This is a genomic window from Opitutaceae bacterium, assembly GCA_041395105.1.
Lineage (GTDB): Bacteria > Verrucomicrobiota > Verrucomicrobiia > Opitutales > Opitutaceae > B12-G4.
Window position 1 is genome coordinate 1,050,780 of the sequence record JAWLBB010000002.1, and the last position, 18,242, is coordinate 1,069,021.

At 61.7% G+C, this 18,242-nt stretch carries 13 protein-coding genes; 6 read left to right on the forward strand and 7 right to left on the reverse strand.

The window, feature by feature from the left end; genetic code table 11:
• Nucleotides 1-539 precede the first annotated feature (539 nt).
• The 3 genes from R3F07_11150 (at nt 540) to R3F07_11160 (ending at nt 4,842) form a co-directional block, all read left to right on the forward strand.
• Nucleotides 540-1,610: a LacI family DNA-binding transcriptional regulator gene (locus R3F07_11150; protein ID MEZ5276926.1), complete on the forward strand. Its 1,071-nt coding sequence runs from the start codon at nt 540-542 to the stop codon at nt 1,608-1,610.
• Between the two features lie 98 nt (nt 1,611-1,708).
• Nucleotides 1,709-2,599 carry a TonB-dependent receptor plug domain-containing protein gene (locus tag R3F07_11155; protein ID MEZ5276927.1) on the forward strand — a complete coding sequence of 297 codons (891 nt, stop codon included), beginning with the start codon at nt 1,709-1,711 and terminating at the stop codon, nt 2,597-2,599.
• Nucleotides 2,596-4,842, forward strand: coding sequence for a TonB-dependent receptor (locus tag R3F07_11160; protein MEZ5276928.1), 2,247 nt, complete (start codon nt 2,596-2,598; stop codon nt 4,840-4,842). The genes R3F07_11155 and R3F07_11160 overlap by 4 nt, the downstream gene beginning before the upstream one ends.
• A 194-nt stretch (nt 4,843-5,036) precedes the next feature.
• Here R3F07_11160 and R3F07_11165 read toward each other — a convergent pair whose 3' ends face one another.
• The 4 genes from R3F07_11165 to R3F07_11180 form a co-directional block, all read right to left on the reverse strand.
• The gene (locus R3F07_11165) at nt 5,037-5,489 is read right to left on the reverse strand and encodes a hypothetical protein (protein MEZ5276929.1); all 453 of its coding nucleotides are present in this window, start codon (nt 5,487-5,489) and stop codon (nt 5,037-5,039) included.
• 25 nt (nt 5,490-5,514) lie between these two features.
• Nucleotides 5,515-6,069 (reverse strand): acyltransferase, encoded by a 555-nt coding sequence (locus tag R3F07_11170; protein ID MEZ5276930.1) that lies wholly within the window; start codon nt 6,067-6,069, stop codon nt 5,515-5,517.
• 192 nt (nt 6,070-6,261) lie between these two features.
• Nucleotides 6,262-8,289, reverse strand: a complete 2,028-nt coding sequence (locus R3F07_11175; GenBank protein ID MEZ5276931.1) for a CRTAC1 family protein — start codon at nt 8,287-8,289, stop codon at nt 6,262-6,264.
• A gap of 26 nt (nt 8,290-8,315) precedes the next feature.
• Nucleotides 8,316-10,826, reverse strand: a complete 2,511-nt coding sequence (locus tag R3F07_11180) for a glycoside hydrolase family 38 C-terminal domain-containing protein (protein MEZ5276932.1) — start codon at nt 10,824-10,826, stop codon at nt 8,316-8,318.
• Nucleotides 10,827-11,165: 339 nt separating this feature from the next.
• Between R3F07_11180 and R3F07_11185 the strand changes: the two genes are divergently transcribed.
• Both R3F07_11185 and R3F07_11190 read left to right on the forward strand, forming a co-directional pair.
• Entirely contained in the window at nt 11,166-12,587 is a 1,422-nt protein-coding gene (locus R3F07_11185) for a hypothetical protein (protein ID MEZ5276933.1), read from the forward strand.
• 220 nt (nt 12,588-12,807) lie between these two features.
• Nucleotides 12,808-13,653 (forward strand): hypothetical protein, encoded by an 846-nt coding sequence (locus R3F07_11190; GenBank protein MEZ5276934.1) that lies wholly within the window; start codon nt 12,808-12,810, stop codon nt 13,651-13,653.
• Nucleotides 13,654-13,886: 233 nt separating this feature from the next.
• On the opposite strand, the gene R3F07_11195 is transcribed toward R3F07_11190, so the two are convergent.
• From R3F07_11195 to pepE, 3 genes are all read right to left on the reverse strand, one after another.
• Complete coding sequence (locus R3F07_11195) at nt 13,887-14,861, reverse strand: zinc-binding dehydrogenase (protein ID MEZ5276935.1); 975 nt, start codon at nt 14,859-14,861, stop codon at nt 13,887-13,889.
• 186 nt (nt 14,862-15,047) lie between these two features.
• Nucleotides 15,048-16,043: a zinc-binding alcohol dehydrogenase gene (locus R3F07_11200; GenBank protein ID MEZ5276936.1), complete on the reverse strand. Its 996-nt coding sequence runs from the start codon at nt 16,041-16,043 to the stop codon at nt 15,048-15,050.
• A 271-nt stretch (nt 16,044-16,314) separates the two neighbouring features.
• Nucleotides 16,315-17,112, reverse strand: a complete 798-nt coding sequence (pepE, locus tag R3F07_11205) for a dipeptidase PepE (protein ID MEZ5276937.1) — start codon at nt 17,110-17,112, stop codon at nt 16,315-16,317.
• Between the two features lie 152 nt (nt 17,113-17,264).
• Between pepE and R3F07_11210 the strand changes: the two genes are divergently transcribed.
• Nucleotides 17,265-18,236, forward strand: a complete 972-nt coding sequence (locus tag R3F07_11210) for a metallophosphoesterase (GenBank protein ID MEZ5276938.1) — start codon at nt 17,265-17,267, stop codon at nt 18,234-18,236.
• Nucleotides 18,237-18,242: the final 6 nt, after the last annotated feature.

The following is an 18,242-nucleotide window of genomic DNA, read 5'->3' on the forward strand; positions in this document are numbered from 1 at the left end:
GCGGATTGCAGGGGCGATCGGCATCATCCATTCGGTTTTTCATCGTTTCATCCGCCGGCGGCCCAAAACCATTCGAAGTCGTTCGACCGTCTTCGGCCCAATCGGCACCCCCTCCCCGCGGCCTGCCTTCACTTGGGAGGCTTCTGTCCAAATCGTTGTTTGGAAACATCTTCTGACGGAAGATCTCCGCAAGAAATCATCTGAAACGGCTGTTTCGCCTCGCCGGATTTACGGACACAAACACATCCGGGAGCACCCCGATTTGACACTGCCGTGACATTTCAGGGTTGACGGCATAAGTCACATTTGCAGAAATTTCACGAAACGACACCCCTTCTGCCACCGCGGTCGACTCCCCGGTGGCCGACAAACCCGACATCAAACGCGCACCCTCGCTCTGGAAATTCGGCACTTTCAGCGAAGCCCACCTCACAACTGGAACTCCCTGATAGACTTCGAACCTGAAATTTCACCGAGGCTTCTCTTTCTTCCGATCACCGTCCGCAACCCCCCACGATTCAGCCATCACTGTCGTCGAAATAGCGAAACACGCTCAGGTCTCCCCTGCGACCGTCTCGCGTGTCATCAATCAGCCTGAGAAAGTCTCTCAGGAGCGCGTGCGCGCGGTCCGACGGGCCATGAAAGCCCTTGACTACAGCCCGGCCCCGTTGAGCAACCGGAGGGGGCCCAAGTCGCGTCAGATCGCCGCCAAGTCCGTCGGCGTCTGGTTTGTGGGCGCCCAGCAAACCCCAAGCCTGAACTGGTTTCAGGATCAGGTCATCCAGATGCGCCCGTCGATGACCCGCTGTCGTGTCCACGTCAGCATGTATTACTCGGAGACCAATGCGGAGATCCCCTCGCCCATCCGGCAGCGGGAGGTCGATGGGGTCATCATCCAGGGGATGGAGCCGGCTTCCAGCTGCTGGCCGGTGCTGCGTGAGATGCCCAACGTCTGGTTCATGACACGGCGCTCGACCGATTACCCGGGCGACTACGTCGAGCCGGACAATCTGGCCAATGGCTTGATGGCCGCCGATTACCTGATCTCCCGGGGGCACAGCCGCCTGGTCGCCCTCAATACCGATCCCGATTACAGTGCGATCGCCATCCGGACCGACGCTTTCCTCCAGCATTGCGGTAGCCGGCGCATCTCCGCTTCCGCCATTAACGGCACCCCAAAGGATCACCCGGCCTATCTCGACACCCATCCCAGGGACGGCGAGGTCAATACCCTCGTCAGACGATGGGCCGCCATGTCCCCGCGCCCCACCGGAGTCTACCTGCCGGCGGACCATTTCTGCGGGTCCTTTCTCCGGGCGGCCCGTCACCTGGACCTCAAGCCGGAGCGCGACTTCGAACTCATTCTCGGCAACCGGTCGCCCATGATCTATCCGAACCTGAGCTACCAGCCGACCGCCATCGACATCAACCTGCCCACCCTGGTCAAGATGGTCGTCGATCACCTGCTCTGGCGGATCGACAATTTCAACTCCCCCGGACGCGTCGGGCTCTCCGTCACCCCGACCCTCCGTCCCGCACCGGGCATCAGCCTGGCCCAACACCTGGATATGGCCGATCCGGCGGAATTCCCCTCGGCCGTCTCACTATGAGCCATGATCAAACCCCGTCAGGCCATCTGGATTTCGTGTCCTTCGAATGACCACAAAGTCAATCGATCCGCACAACGCAAAAAACCAAACAAACAAATATGAACCCAAGATCAAGACACCAACAGTGGACGAAGAGGGTGGTCATCCTGATGACCGGCGCTCTTCTTGCACTGCCGGCCGGTCTTTCCGCTCAGGAAGACCTGGCCAGTGAGCTGGCTCGCCTGCGTGCTGAGAATGCACGTCTGCGCGAACAGATCGCCGCAACGGAGGCCATGCCTGCACCGCAGGCCCAGCCTGCAGCCACGACCACCGCGCCGGCCCAGACGACATCCATTTCCGAGATGCCGGCTGAGACGACCGCGACCCAGACCACGCAAGGCGGTCAGGAAATCGTCGTTCTCTCACCCTTCGAGGTTTCCTCGGAGAAGGACTTCGGCTATCTGAAGACCAACGCGGCGACCGCCTCGCGTATCGGGATGGACATCCAGAACACCCCGATGAGCATCGCGGTCATGAGTGAAGACTTCATTGCCGACACCGGCTTGAAGACGATCACGGACATCTTCCGCTATACCGCATCGGGTTCGCCGGACAACAGCTTCAAGGGCCGGCGCCCGGCCAACGAAGCCACCCCGCAGGGCAACTTCACCATGCGTGGTTTCAAGGTCAACTCGCTGCTGCGCAACGGCGTCTTCCGCTACACCTCCTACAACCTCGACAACATCGACCGCGTCGAGGTGGTCAAGGGGCCCGCCGCCGTCTTCTTCGGCCAGGGCTATCCCGGTGGTGTCGTCAACTACATCACCAAGAAGCCCGTCTTCGGTGAGATCCCCACCTCGATATCCTACTACATCGGCAACGACAACAGCCAGGGTGTCAGCCTCGACCACAATGCCCAGCTCTCCGAGAAGGCGGCCTTCCGCATCGTCGGGGCCTGGCATGCGGACAAGGGCCCGCGCACCGGGAATACTCCGACAACTGGAACGTGACCCCGTCCCTCACCTTCATTCCTTTCGAGGATGGCAAGATGAAGATCGACCTGTCACTGGAGGTTCTCGAGCAGAAGTACAACTCCACCTCCCATTCCTCCTGGGGATGGATCTATCCCGACCAGTGGTTCCAGGACTATGGCAATCCTCCGGTCGACAAGATGCAGGCCGGCCTGGGAGCCAACTATGATCCCAACGACATGCAGAAGAACATCACGGCCTACCGCGCTCGTATCCGCACCAACCCGGGTGCCTGGAACACCGACCGCGAGAAGGTTCTCGGCCAGGGTGAGTTGCCCCTCTACACCGCTGACGGTGTGAAACCGGGCGCCCGCTACTACGACGCCAGCGGCACGCTCATCTACGACCGCGACTACCACTATGCCGCCGGCGGATCCTTCTCCGCCAACAGCGTGGTCACCCTGCAGGGTTCGATCGAGTATTCACCGACCGAGTGGTTGGATGCCCGTTACGTCTACACCCAGGACAGGGACCGTTACGATGCCGTCGAGGGCCGCACTCTGCAGGCGGCGGACTTCCTCTTCGACTCGACCAACGGTGGCGGTTCGACCGGTTACTACCGCGACACCCAGAACCATCAGTTGGACCTGATCTTCAAGGCCGATCTCCTCGGCACGAAGAACAAGATCCTGGTCGGCGGTTTGAAGAACAACTACTTCCAGCAGTACAACGCCAACTTCCAGGCGGCGCCCATCTACTGGCAGGTCCCGGGTTACAACTACCCGTATCCCGGCGCGCAGAGCCCCAAGGACGCCAACGGCAACCCGTATCAGCTGATCGACCCCGCCTATGCGCAGGGCTGGAACGTCCCGCAGAACCAGGTCCTCTACGACCGCAACGGCAATCCGCGCACCCCGGCCGAACTCTACACGAAGTTCGACCCGGGTGTTGAGGTTAAGCCGGACAACCGCAAGGTCTACCCGCTCGACCGCAACCTGCTCGACGGTTACAAGCCGGAACTCGAGGCCTACTACATCAATGTGCAGTCGCAGCTTCTTGACGATCGCCTGACTCTCATGGCCGGTTACCGCAAGGAGGACCGGACCGAGAGCGGACAGTGGCTGCAGGTCAACGCCCCCTGGTTCGACTTCAATGCATTGGGTGAGCCGGCCGGCGCAAGCCCGGATCTTTACCCGCCGGATGTCTGGAATTACTCGTTGAGCTACGCGCCGACCAACTTCGGTCCGCTCGTCGAGCGCTCGGGTAATTCCTGGAACGTCGGCGCGTCCTTCAAGATCAATGACGAGAACAATATCTTCGTCACGGTCTCGAAGACCTTCAAGTTGAACCTCGGCTTCAGCGGCGGCTTCCTCGGATTGCCCGAGAATGCCGGCGATGTCATATCGGACGCCCTTGCCTGGGCGGCCTACAATGGTCAGAGCGGCTACGACTACCTGGGCACGCGGATCACCTCCGTGGAACAGGGTCTGGACGTCATGAACAGCCGCGGCGCGTTTGACTACATCCAGAATGAAGAGGGCTTCAACTACGAGATCGGCTGGAAGACTTCGTTGAACGACAACAAGCTTGTCGGTACCTTGTCCGTCTTCCAGGGCGTTCGCCGCAACGAGAAGCTCGACGACGGCCAGAGGCAGTCCAACGAGAACGAGCCCTACAACTCCTCGCAGACGCTCTTCTCGCCCGGTCCGAGCGAGTCCCTGCCGGGTGCACCGCAACGGAGCGCGTTCTATAATACTCGGGTCTTCCGCTGGCGCACCACCGGTATCGAGAATACCGTCACCGGCGCGGAGTTTGAGTTCATCTATACGCCGATCCCCAACTACCAGGCCGTCATCAACGGTGCCTGGCTCTGGCAGGCCGAGACCACCGACCACCCGTCCTATAAGTTGGGCGACGGCGCCATCGGTGATATCTTCCTGGGGCAGCGCATCGAGAACGTGCCGGAGTACCGGTTCAACCTCTGGAACAAGTACACCTTCACCGAGACGGCCCTGCGTGGTCTTTCCGTCGGTCTGGGTATGCGCTATTCCTCCGAGCAGATCCTCTCGCGCTCCTATGACTGGAACGCCGACAAGGGCGGATTCACCTCCGGCGACTACCTGGTATTTGATGGCAACATCAGCTACCCCTGGTCGTTTGGCGGGTATGACTTCGTCAACACCCTGCAGGTCACCAACCTGACCGACGAGACCTACTACGAAGGCAGCTACTTCGCGTCGGACCGGCGGACCTGGAGATTCTACACCACCCTCAAGTTCTAAGGGCGGTCAAGAATACAGTCTCATAACCATCAAGGCGGCGACCTCCGGGTCGCCGCCTTTTTTTGTACCCGTCAGGAGGGTGGTTCTCCCGGACCGCATCCCGCGTTGGCGCACCTCGCGTGCGCTTTCGAACTACTGCGCGGACCCGTCTTCAAAGGGCCAGGCCGACGCAACCAAGCCACGCCCCCACCCCCTTACCTCGTCCTGACCAACCTGTTTGAAAGACGCATACCGGGCACTTCGATCAGACGATAGGTGACCCAACTCACCAGCAGAGTGACGGAAAGATAGAGCAACATTCCCTGAACCACACCGAAAGTCAGACCGAACTTAACGTAGAGGATGAGGACAAAGGCATGGTTGAGGTAGGCCGAGTAACTGATCCGGCCCACCCAGGACAGGATCCGGTCCGAACCCCTGAAGATGAATACGAGGTAGGCGGACATCACGGCCGCGATATAGCTGATGATGACCGGCGGAGTGCCCTGAAGGCCGGAAGCCAGGTATTCCACCGCGGCAACCAGAGGGGGAATCAGGATGAACCCGGTCAGACCCAGCGCCTTCGGACTCCAGAGCTCCGCCCCTCCAGCTTGTAGAGGTAGGCCCCAGAACATGATGCTGAGATGCTGGGGGAGCTTCTCGATCATGAGTGGGTATGTCTCCAACGTGGTGTCATCCAGCAGTAGCAGGCTCGCAAAGTACGCGAGGCTGAAGAATACCGAGGAGGCTGAAGAGACCCCGGCGCGACCGCCCCCACCCGACCCAGGTGGCGAGGTAAATGACGCCGTAGAAGACCACCTCGGTCTGCAACGTCCAGTACAACCCCATCATCTCGTCGCGACCCAGCAGGGTGGGCACCATGGTCAGGTTGGCCAGCAGGGTCGGGATATCCCAACGCGTATCCACCAGGAGCAGAACAACGCCCATCGAAAACAGATAGATGGGGTAGAGGCGGAATGCCCTCTTGATGGGAAAGGTGGTCCGCCAGTCCGCACCTTCGAGACTTCCGGCGATCAGATAGCCGCTCAGCGCAAAGAAGATGACCACCCCGATCCGCCCGAAATGGAGGTAATCCGGCAGTTCGAAGCAGAGCGAGGTGGCCAGCCCGTCCGCTCCGCCTTCCGCCAGGACCACTCCGCCATGCATCCAGAGCACCAGCAAAGCGGCTGCACCCCGAAGGGAATCGAGGTGGCCATCGCGCCTGGGTGGAGGGTTGGTCGAAGTCATCAGCGGTCGGACAAGAAACGCTGACGCATCCCACCCCGGTCAGACAAGCAGGTACGATCGATAGCGAAGTTGGCCCTGTGAATCTTCATCTATCTCTCGGAGGGAGGACTTCCACGACGAAACCGCCATCAGGCCCGTGCAGACCCTTGACCTCGATCCTGCAGGGTCGCACAGGCAGGCCCCTCCGTCCCCTCAGTCCCCCAACCGCACCGTCATGTTCCCCGCCGGCACATGGTCCAGCACCGTATCCTCCACGCCGATACCCGGCCACTCGATTTCGATGCGTTCGGCCTGCTCGGCCCGACCCAGTCCGAAATGGACGATGAAATCGTGCTGCTTGCCGCCGTGACCGCCGATGCCGATCAACTGGCGCATCTGGGTGATCGGCGGGGTCGCCGGATCGCCGTCAAGATCCGCCGTCAGGCGGACGATCGCCCCGAGCGCATCACGCGCCACGCCCTGCGCCGGATCCCCGACCAGCCGAAGGATGATCGAACGCCGCCCGTCCGTCAGGTTGTTCAGGAAGACATGATAGCGGGGTTTTGCTTCCGCGATCGGTCCCTCCGGGTCGGTCAGGGTGCCGTTGGCCAGTCCGGCCGCCCGCTTGCGGGCTTCGTCGATCTTGTTGAAGGATTGGCTGGCCGCGATATCCAGATCCCCATCCCCGTCATAGTCCGCCAGCGCCGGCTGCCCCGCTCCGTAGAGACGGATGTCGATGGCCTCCGTCCGATCGGCGAAGGTGCCGTCTTCCTCCTGCATGAAGATCCTGAGGCGTTCCTCATACGGGGGAGGGTCCGGGTAATCCGAGGAACAGAGGATCAGGTCGAGGCGCCCATCCTGATCGAGGTCCGCCAATTCGCAGAAGATGTCACCCTGGTTCTGCTTCTTGCGCACTTCGGGCTCTTCCTCGCCCTCTGCCGGAGCCGGCGGCCACCGATCCACGCTCAGTTCCGGCCGGTTCTCCAGCATGAAGGTCCCGGTTTCCTTCAGCAGATTCACAAAGAACCGGGAAACATCGGAAGAATCGCCCGCCCAGGCGTGCTTGATCGTGGAGACAAAAACGTCGAAATCGCCGTCGTTGTCGATGTCGCCCACCGCCGCATCGAAGGTATTGCCGTTGGACCGGAAGGGAAACTCATCAATCCGCTCATAGCGCGGATTTTCTTTGGCCCACTCCTTCAGCCAAGCCGGATGGAGGCCGTGCCGAATGGGATCCCCGTCGAAGGTCACCGCCGGGGCAATGTCGATGCCGGTGAGGCCCCGGACCACCTGGGCCGCCTCGAATCCCGGGCGGTCGCTGCGGCGTGACCGCTCCGCCACCAGGTCGCGCCCTTGCTCCCGGCCGGCCAGGATGTCGGTCTGGAAGGCCATCCGGTAGAGCCGGTTCCATCTTCGGCCGTAATTCATCTCCAGGAGCATGGGCAGGGGTCCATCGTCCAGTCGGGCGATCATCGCCCCGTAGGTCGGGCGGCCCCTCCGGTCCTCCCGATAATCCGTCGGCAAGGTCTCGTCCGGGATCGGCCACCGGATGAAGCCCAGTCTGTCACCATCATGCGGATACTGAAGGAGAAGGTCGTTGGAAAACGCCTCGTAGCCGGTGAAGTACTTCTCATACCAGTTGCCGATCCAGAGATCGGACAGTCCGTCGCGGTTGACGTCGCCGACCGCCAGTGCCGAGGTCGTGGCCGGGAGGGCCCCTTCGAACTCCTGGGGTTCCTCGAAATGCCCGGAGCCGTCCCCCCGCATCCACCCGCTCCGCCGGGGCGGATCGAGCGGCTCGGCAAAGGTGTCCTGCAGGTAATCCAGGTAACGGGTGATGACCGCATCCTTGTGTCCGTCGTTATCGAGGTCGGCGAAATTGAGCAGGTCGCCGAAAACGAGATGGGGCAGCCCGGTCTCCTCAAGCAGGACGAACCGGAAACCCCAGGCCGCCTCCGGGTCGGCCCGGTTCATGAAGACCATCGGCTCCATCGCCTCCTTGCCGGTCGGAAAGAGGATGAGGTCGGAACGGCCGTCACCATCCAGATCCGCCGTCCTCGTCCGGCCTCCCGAGATGACCCCCAGCCCGACCTCGTCCGCCACCTCGATAAAACCCGGTTCCACCGTGCCGATCGAAACGTTGGCACTGCCGAAGACAGCCAGGATCCCGGCGAAGGCGGATCTTCTGATTCGCCGCCATGCCTGCTCCCGACTGGTCATGATCGCACGTGTGTGTGCCACTTGGATTGCCGCTGTCGGTTGATCTCTCATTTGCCCGTGCTCCTTCCCGGACCCATTCCTTCCATCAGATCCGTCTCCCGGAGTCTTCGTTTCCGCGGATCCCAGACAAACGTCCGAATCTCGAACGGTTCGATCGAGACCCTCGCATCCAATCCCCAGGAAGCTTCACGAATCCGAATCTCTCGGCGCCGTCCGGTCGACTCAAACAGCCGGATGACCACCCGGTCCTTCAATTCCGCCCGCTTGACCGCTGAGACCACGATGGATGAGTCACTCACCGTCAGTCCTGTCGTGAGTGGCTTCCCCAGCCCATCCGGCTGGAATGACCGCACCACCGGGCTTTCGTTGCGGACTTGCGCCTCCCGTTCAATCCGCCTCAAGCGATCGACGGTCGGACCGCCCTGGATCCAGAAGCGGAAACGGTGCTCGCCCTGGTCCAGACGCGGGGCGAATCGATCTTCGCGCAGAGGTTTTGTCCCCGGTACCGGATGCGCGGAATAGGCCGGCGATCGCAGAAGATTGATCCGAAGAACCCCGCCCCGGAAATCGCACCCGTAAGTGCCGTCATTGATGCAGGTCAGCGTCCGACCAATCCCGGGCGAATCGATGGCCACCCACCGCTGGGCCACCGCTTCGTCTCCGTTGGTCGGCAGGTCCTCCCGTCCGTAAGCGGTCTGGCCGAGACAGCGCGACTTCCCATCCGGCGTCTTCAACGCGATCTTCAGGGCGCGGGTTTTTTCCGCCCAGAAGACGCGGTAATCCACTTCGATTTCATATCCGGACTTCGGGAGTTTGTACTGGACGACAATGGTTGATGAGCCGCAGACCAGAATCGCCTCGACCACACATCGGACCGCACCGTCCTCGATGACCCGCACGGGAGCGAGTTCACCCAGTTGCTCCAGCCCGGCAAAACGGGCCGCTGTCTTCCGGTCCGCAGCGCGGAACCGCCCCACCACCTTTCCAAGTCGCTTCCGCGACATTTCCCAGGGATCGATGGTATCCGCCAGGATTTCAGGTGCAAAGGACCCGGCCTTCAGGTGGTCGATGCCGCCGATCCGGTAGCGGTCGATCAGGCCGGTCCGCCCGTTGATCCGGACTTCAATTTCATCCGTCTTGAAGGTGTATCCACCACCGGTCATGACCGGCAGCGTGAATGTCTCCGGTGCGACACGTTCCACCGTGCATTCGAAGCGCGCGACCGATGATGGGGCCAGACGCGCCCGAAAGACGACCCGCTTGCGCCAGTCGATCGGCAGGCTGCTCAGCTCCTTCTCCAATTGGCAGGGGACTTTCCGGCCTCCCATGCGCAAGGTGGGCAGGCTGATCGTCCCGGTCCGGTTGAAATCCGGGAGATTGAATTCGCACTCCATGACCGCATCGACCGGATAGGGATGAGGATTGCAGGCAAAGAGGATCATCTCGCCCGGCTTCGCCCTGGGTTGACCATGAGTGAGGGCAAAAAAGGCCCGGGCCTGGACCCTCGAGAGGATCTCGAGGCCATGGTTGATCTGCCGGATGGCGGCCGCCTCCGAAGGCTCCACGCAGCTGCCCGGCAGGATGTCATGGAACTCGGAGAAGAGCAGGTCCCGGGTTGCTTCCATCAACTCCTCCGACGGATACGTCATGCGACCCGACATCCAGGCACGCACCGCCATCTTCTCCGCCTTGTAGAGTTCGTTTTCCAGCTGGCGATGCAGGCGTTTGACCCGCGACATCGAGGTGTAGCAGCCGACCGCCCACGGGCGAATGCTCGTCTCGACCCTGGGCGGCGTTGCTCCTTTGCGCCGCAGTGCCTCGAAGTAGCGCTCGGGCCACGCATGCTCAATGCGGTGGTCCGCCACTGCGCGGACCTGGTCCACCTCGCGGATGTCCTTGCGTGAAGGTCCGCCACCATGGTTTCCGACTCCCCAGAGAAACAGGGTCGGATCGCGGTCACCGAACTCTTTGATGAACTCGCGCAGGTGCTCGGCCGCCTTCCCCAGAGGCGTCAGATAGTGGGTGAGGGTGCGCAGTCCCGTGACCGTCGACCCGTCAAATCCAACCCATTGGAAATTCTCCGCCGGCAGATCCAGCCACGTCTTGTCGGGACGGCAGAAGAGGTAGGAATCGTAACCCGAGCGCGCGAGAATCTGAACGAGACCCCGGGTGTGGCCGAACGAATCGAAATTCATGGCCGTGGTCGGCCAGACTTTGAACGCCTCCCGGAAATAGACCCGGCCGGCCAGGATCTGCCGGACAAAGGATTCGCCGGCCGGAAGATTGCAGTCCGGCTGGAGGTACCAGCCGCCCATGATCCGCCAGCGACCGGCCTTGATCAACCGCCGGATCCGCTCAAAGAGCTTCGGCTCGTACTCCTCGATCCATCGGTAAAGAACCGCCTCATTGTGGTTGAAAACGAAGCCGGGGAATTCCTCGCAGAGATCGGCTGCCGAGCGAAAGGTGGAAAGGGCCTCCGCCGCCCCCTCCTCCCACTCCCAGAGCCAGACCGGGTCGAGATGCGCGTTGCAGACCAGATGGATTTCTTTCTTTGACATGACGATTTCTCTCAGGAACGGATGCGGGGGTCGGAAAATGCCAGCGGGTTGATTGGATCGCGCAGGCGTGTCCAGAGGTGCATGGTACGCTCGGGGAGCACGACCCTCCATTCGGGAAATGCGTGGAGGGTGGTCCTCCGCTCCGGTCCGCGGGCTCTCTTGAGCCGGAGGCCGGGCCGCCGCACGGAGATCTCTGCATTGCGTTCTCCGACAGCCCTGTGCACACGATGATGATCCTCCTGCATATTGCGATCCGTCTTGCGGGTAACTAAACAGTTATCAGGATCGGACGGCGACATCAATCCTGTCGAATTTGCAGGTCAACCGTTTCATCGTCCCATGCCCCATTCCTCCCCTCACCGCTTTCTCTTCGATAATGACGGACATAATTTCGTCGCGACCCTGACCTCCGATCTCGAAGGGGATATTCAGGAGTTGATCTCGGAATGCCCGCCCGCCGTGACCACCTACCTGTTCTGCCCCGGCGCCGGCACCTACTATTACCCGACCGCCATCGGAGCGGTGGATACCCGGAGGATCAAGCTGCTCGAATACCACCGGAAAGGAATTGACCCGATGGGACTCGCCCTCGAGGCGCTCCGTGCGGCCGGGAAGGAGGTCTTCCTGACTTTCCGGATGAACGATGTCCACAATCCGACCGATACCGACAACTGGAACACCCCGATCATCCGGCGCAAGTACCCGGAGATGATCGTTGATCCTGAAGGCGCGAAGGACCCCAAGGCTGACTGGATGTGCTGGTGCCTCGATTATTCCCGCCCGGAGATCCGCGACTACATCATCTCCATCTTCGAGGAGATGGCGGATCGCTACCCGATCGACGGATTCCAGCTCGACTGGCTTCGCTTTCCCCGGCACCTGCCCGGCAATCCGGAGACGGTCTGGAGCCTTCGCCACCACCTCACCTCGGTGGTCCGTGACGCTCACCGGATTTTTTCCGCCCGGGGAGCCAGGGTGGCGGTCCGGGTCCCCACCAGTTTGGAAGGTTGCCGCCATCTCGGCCTCGATATCGGCGAATGGGCCCGCGAGGGCCTGATCGACATGATCACGGCCTGTCCTTTTCTGACCACCGACTTCACCATGCCCATCGACGCCCTGCGTGAGGCCATGAAGCCGGCCGCGGTTCCCGTCTATGCCGGATTCGATTTCGCCCACGGCTGGCAGATCCACAGTCCGGAATCACTCCGTGCAGCCTCAAGCTCACTCTACGCCTGTGGTGCCGATGGGATCTACCTGTTCAACTTCCCCTGCTGGGCTCAATACACGGTTTCCAGGAACGAGACCCTGGTGGAGGGCATCGAGAACCCGGAAACCGCCTGCCGCAAGCCCCTGCTCTTCTCCCTCCCGATCACCCACCATATCCGCAAGGACATCATCGACGGCCCCGGCGTTCTTCCCGTCGAGATCGGGGCGGGAAAAGAGACCGGACTGAATCTCTGGCTGCCGCCCAAGGCTCTCCCCGCCGCGAGGGCGCTCCTCCACCTCGTGGGACCCGGAGACTTTACCCTTGAGGTCAACGGGACGACGGCGACGGAATTGCCCGATCGGCGCCAGCGGGAGATCTTCCCCTGGCCGACGGGCGATACCGGATGGTTCGCCGAGTTCAGTTTCAAAGCCGCGAATTGCCGGGTTTTCCGCATCGTCCCGGGAACGCTCCGGGCCGGCGACAACGCCCTCACCTTCACCAACCGCGGGTCCACGCCCGCTCCGATCCGCCGCCTCAACCTGGGGTTGATGTGAAAGTGATCCAACTCGAATGAGGCCAAGATAAGCCCATATTTCATCTCGGATCAGGGATCATCCATGTATCGGTTCATCTGGTGTAGTCGGCCCGGTCTCTTGGGGCGTAGCGACGTTGACGCGCGGCAAGAGACTGCCGCGGCTACATTTCAGAATTCTGCCTGACGCTCGGCAACTTGCTGGCATTCACTTTTCCCTCCTACCATTTTTTACTGCGCCCATGCTTGAACTGAAGAACGATTCCCTGCGCATCGAGATCCTCGATCCGGTGGCCGACCGCCACCGACTGGGGACCCGTTTCTGTTGGGGCGGTTATGTCTGGCAGATCCATGATTCGCTTCATGGCCCCCTGCTGGCCGGTCCGGAATACCCGGCCGAGCCGGCGGACGTATTCAACGGACAGGGCATCCCCGAGATCCTCCGGCATTCGGTCCTTCTGTCGGGCGAACCCCTCACCGTTGAGAAAGGGACGGGCGGCCTTATCATGGGTGTCGGACAGGTCGATGGTCTCATGAAGATCACCAATCCGTGCGCCTGGAGTATCAATCAATCTCCTGCGTCACTCGCCTGCTCCACCCGAGACCAGGCCCTCGGGTGGGGTTATGAACTGACGCGTCAACTGACCCTCGAGGCCCGCCGCCTGACGTCCCGGACCACCCTCGCAAATACGGGCGGAAGAACCCTGCCCGTCCATTGGTTTGCCCACCCCTTTTTTCCCCTGGTCGACGGAACCCTCATCTGCCAACTGAATTTCCCCGCCACCATGCCGGAGAACCCCGGCTTCTTTCTTGAGGATGGACTGATCCGCTTCAGGCGTCCCTTCCGGACCTTCGAGGAGAACCAATTCGTCATGCTGGAGATCGGGCCGGACACGCCATTCGATGCGACCCTCTCGCATCCGACGCTCGACGGCATCCGCATGACCGGCGATTTCACCCTCGCCCGGGTCCCCGTCTGGGCCAATGGCAACACCTTCTCGATCGAGCCCTATATCCACCGCTCCCTCGAACCCGGCGAAGCAACCGGATGGTCACTGACCTACGACTTCCGAAGGGAGATACCGTAGGGAGAGTTCAGAAGGACATCCCGAAAGCAGATCCAAGAGGAGATGTTGGATCGATGAGGGAGGGAACGGGAGAAATGTTGGCTGCGAGGACCAAGAAGTCTCCCGAAGGTAAGCACAGATACGAACGCCCGATCGTGCGGCACCATCGATTTCCGCTCGTTCATAGCCTTCGTGGATGAAACCTGCTCCGACCTTCGGCACACCCCGACCATGGGGCCCGGGGTCGAGGCTGTTCAGTCCCATGGTTGAAAGAGGATCTTGATCGCTTCCTTCCGGCGGAGCATCTCCACACCCTCGGCATACCGGTCGAAGCCCATGGTCTCGCTGACGAGGGCCGCCAGGTTGAGCTTGCCGTCCATGACAAGCTTCAGCGCCCGCTCGGCCGCCTTGCGGTTGTGATTGCCGTAGCCCATCAGGGTCAGGCCGGGGCCAAAGAGATGACGGAATCCGAAACGGACTTCCTGGCGCAGGACACCGAAGATCGCCACCAGTTCCTTCGTCCGGTCCATCAGGAACTCGATCGACGGAGGCACGCCCGTCAGGTCGATGGCCACATCGAAGGCCGCTTTTCCACTGCGGCCCGCCGGGAAGAGCGGGAGCTCCGGTTTCTCGACCCGGGTCGCGCCCAGCGAGCGGGCCAGTTCGTGCCGTGTATCCATCGGATCCAGACAGATGACCTCGGCGGCTCCATGGGCCCGGGCCATCTGCACCGCGACCAGCCCGGCCGGCCCCAGACCGCTCAAGGCCACCCGCTTGCCCTCAAGCGAGGTGAAGCCAAGGACCTGGTCAAAGGTCACCTGCACACACATAGCCAGTTCAAGCGAGGCGATCTGCGCCACCTTCAGGCTGTCCGGAATCACCAGCAGACTCCTTGCGGGGAAAACATTGAATTGGGCATAGAACCCTGCCCGGGGCTGGCCGGTGTCCTGCCAGGCGACGACCCGGTCGCCCACCTCGAGATCCTCCACCCCGGCTCCCAGTCCCACCACCTCGCCGGTGGCCTCATGACCCGGCTGCCCCGGAAGGTAGGGGTACTCGAGTTTGTGTCCCGGGAACATGGGTTCACCGTCCATGATGTGCATGTCCCAATGCGGACAGGTCGTGACCCCGTGCACCTTGATCAACACTTCGCCCGGACCGGGGTCCGGCATGGGAACCTCTTTCCACACCGCATTTCCGGGAGATTCAATCTGGAGTGTCTTCATCATAGGATTCTGGCCTCACTTGAGGAATACTCGCGCAGAGACGCAGAGGAGCGGAGATTTGAGGAACTGATTTGGCTCGTGCCACGCGCACGCCAGATTCGCACACAATACCCGACCCTGCGAAATTTCGAAATAGTCATGACCATGATTCTCCGCGCCTCCGCGTCTCTGCGCGAGAAAGAGTTCCCTTTACCATTCGAGGACGACCCCGAGGACGTTGTCTCTCCGGCTCCGGATCAGGGCCCAGGCATCGGCCGCCCGGGCCACCGGGAACCGATGGGTGATCAGCGGGAGGGTCTCCATCTTTCCGGCCGCAAGGAAATCCAGGGTCGCTTCCAACCGCTCCCGGGTCATCCCGGAGACGAGATCGAAGCTGATCTCCTGGTTGCGGAAGTGCTGCAACGGAATGCGATCGGACGTCCCGTAGAAGCCGGCCGAGACAATCGTCCCGCCGCGGCGCATCATCGGCAGATAATCGTTGAGAATCCCGATGGACCCCACCGTGTCGACAAGGACTTCGACCGGCCCCTCCACCGCCTCCCGGACCTGCATTGCTCCGGTTCCCGAACGTGACTTGATCTTGAGGTGGCGCTCCTCCGTCCGGAGTCGCGCCAGCCGGTCATCGTGACGGCCCACCAGGACGACAAAGGCCCCCCGCGCGATCAGGGCTTGCGCGGCCCAGAGTCCGACCAACCCGTCACCGACCACCACCGCCGTCTGCCCCGCCTCGAGCCGGGGTCGCATTGCACAATTGTAGCCCACCTGGGTCAGCACCAAACCGGAAAACGCGACCGGGTCGATCCCCTCGGGCAGCGCAAAGACCTGGCTGGCCGCGCAGACCGAAGGGGAGATATGGCCGCCATTGCGATCGAACATCCCCTTGATCCGGCTCATGACCGCAAAGACGGTCTGGCCGATCGAAAAGCCCTGCACCTCCGAACCCAGCCAGGTGATCCGCCCCACTTTCTGGTAGCCCGCCACAATGGGGAACGGCCAGGGATCCCCCGGCCGGTAGGCCACATCGCCTTCAATCCGCTCACCGCGGAGGAAAGAGCCTTCAGTCCCGTTGCTGATCCAGGAATGGGTCAGCTCAATGACGACATCTCCCGGACCGGGTTCCGGACATTCGACATCGAGGAAGGCCACCTTGCCCGGCTCGGTAAAAACAACAGCTTTGGATTTCATCTTCAATTCGATGGGGTCAGGCCGGAATGGCACCAGGTTAAGGGGTATTCAGGAGGGATCACGAGATGTAGCCGCGGCAGTCTCTTGCCGCGTATCCACGTTGACACGCCCCAAGAGACTGGGGCGACTGCACCAGACAAATACACCAACAAGAAATGCCAGTTCTGAGCCAAAGAATCTGCTTATCTTAGTGCCATTCGGGTCAGACCGCCATGGAAGCGGCGACGCAGCGCCGTTGCGACACCCGGGCAGGAATCACATGTCTGGACCATCATGATATCTCCGCTCCGGCCTCCAGTCGCGTCACATCGGGCCTTTCGTAGCGAAAGGCCGGGCCCCCCATCAGGGTGATGGCGGATCCTTTCAGTCGAAGCATCGACGGATTGGGCAGGCCGATCACGATCTCGCTCGGGTTCGTCTCCTGGTACCAGAGGATCTTGCCGCGTCGGCCCTCGAACTCCGGCTCCCCCTCCACCGGATGATGCGGGTTGATCAGGTGGGGAAGAAGACCCAGGGACCGTCGGGTCGGGATATCCGTGACCGGGAAATCGTTGGTCGTTCCGATCAGGGCCCCCGCAACGTTGGAGCCGGCACTGGCGCCTGCGTAGGGCATGCCGGCAAAAGCCCGTTCCCTCAGAAGGTCGACCAGCTCCAGATCGTAGAGGGACCTCAGGAGCAGAAAGGTCTGGCCGCCGCTGACGAAGACCGCCTCGGCATCCTTCAGGGCCCGTCCGGCATCCGCGCCTTCATGATGATGGAGGGATACGACCCGGGGAGCGATCTCCAGTCGGACAAACGCATCGTTCATCCGCTTCTCATAAAAATCCCGCCCACCCGGTGCGGAGGCATACGGGAGCAAGGTCACGGTCGCGCATCCCGCGTAGGTCTCGCGGAGGATTGCCGCGGCATGCTCCAGAAAACCCTGCCCCGGGTTGGTCGTCGCGCTGATCAGGAGACCGTTCAAACGCTCCCTGCCTGCGTTCTCAGCCGCGAAAGAGTCCATCGGTCGGGAGACCAGGGCCGCCGTCCCCAGAAGCGTGACGTGATTGATGAAGGTTCTCCGATCCATGGTGCCAGATGAGGTAACCAAAGAGTTACTCCGGATCCGGGCAAGGTCCATTTCAAAAGGCGGGATAGACGCTGAGACCGGCGCTCGGAGAGGTTGATATCCCGCGGCGCTTTCCTCTTTGACCGGATGAACCAACCGGTTACTCTGGTACCATGGCATCGGAAACGGAAACCGCCTCAACCGTCCGCAATCGTCCGTGGACGTTCGTCCATGTCACTGATATCCACATCGGCTCGGAGCGGTCCTACCGCTACAACCCGGCCATCAACGAAAACTGGGAGACCGCCCGCCGCCAGATTCGGGCTCTCGCTCCCGATCTGCTGCTGGTGGGAGGCGACATCGCACGGGACGGCAATATCCACGATTTCGAGTTTGCCGAAAGCTGTGCCTCGATCGATGAACTCGGCATTCCCTGGCACGTCATTCCGGGCAATATGGACACCGGGAACAAGGTGGCCGACCGGAACGGCCCGTTTCCCGACCGCGATGACCCGTCCCTCAATATCACCCAGGAACTGATCGAGCGTTTCGCCCGCCTGGTCCGGCCCTCGCCCTGGTCCTTCGATCATCGCGGGGTTCGGTTCAGCGGCTTTTACGAGATCATCACCGGATCCGGCCTGCCCTGCGACATCGAAGCGCGCCACTGGCTGGACGGACTGGCGGAACTGCCCCCCGCCCGGGCCCACGTGATGCTCAATCACTACCCCCTCTTTGTCCACCGGCCCGATGAGCCCCTCTACGAACTGACCGACCCGAACCACTACCATGACTGGTATTTCGGCGTGGATCCGGAACCACGGCGATTTCTGATGGACGCCTACAAGCGGGCCGGGGTCACCCATGTCCTCAGCGGCCATATCCACTGCAGGAGACCGCCGGTCGAAGTGGATGGGATCGTTTACTGCAAGGGTCCCTCGACCGCCTTTCCCCAATTCGGTGATCACTTCCCGGACGGGGACGACACTCTCGGCTTTCAGCTCTTCACTGTTTCCCATGACTCCGTGACCCCCGCTTTTGTGCCCCTGACGTCAGTTTCGCGGCGTCGCGATGCGCGCGGACCCGGAGGGCACCCGAAGCCGGAAGCGCGCGTTTATCCCGATCCTGCCGACGCCGGGACAAAGTGATGATCA